Annotated in this window: 1 protein-coding gene; it reads left to right on the top strand. The window is 40.6% G+C overall.

The annotated features are described in order from the left end of the window. Positions 1-448 (top strand): transposase (locus tag HMPREF2711_RS05475; protein ID WP_141745656.1); only part of this gene is annotated, 448 nt, incomplete at its 5' end. Positions 449-524 lie beyond the last annotated feature (76 nt).

Here is a 524-nt window from a genome sequence, read left to right on the forward strand (position 1 = left end):
CCAAATTAAAGCCGTAAAGCAACAGATCAAACAATTCTACAAACAACACCCCGAATACGGCCAAAACCGAAAACGCCTGATGACAATAACAGGCATAGGAGAAACCGCCGCTTCTGTTTTGCTCTCCATCTATAAAAAACACGAATTTAAAACATCAAAGCAATTTGTAGCCTTTATCGGCTTAGATCCCAAACCACACGAATCAGGGACAAGCGTAAAAGGCAAAAGCCGAATATCCAAAATAGGCAAGGCCGACACAAGAAAAGCACTTTTTATGCCGGCATTGGTTGCCTATAGAATCAACGCATTCCCCACCCTTATCAACCGTATGAAGTCAAAAAACAAACCTCTAAAAGTGATACTGGTAGCACTCATGCGCAAATTGGCTGTAATCGTATTTACACTGCTCGAAAACGGTGAAGATTTCGACAAAACCCGATACGCATAAAAAACGGACAAAAAAGCACACCCTAAAAGGGTGCGCTTAGTTGCATTATTAAGAAATGTAAAGATATTTGACAATG

This window comes from Neisseria sp. HMSC070A01, from assembly GCF_001810165.1.
Lineage (GTDB): Bacteria > Pseudomonadota > Gammaproteobacteria > Burkholderiales > Neisseriaceae > Neisseria.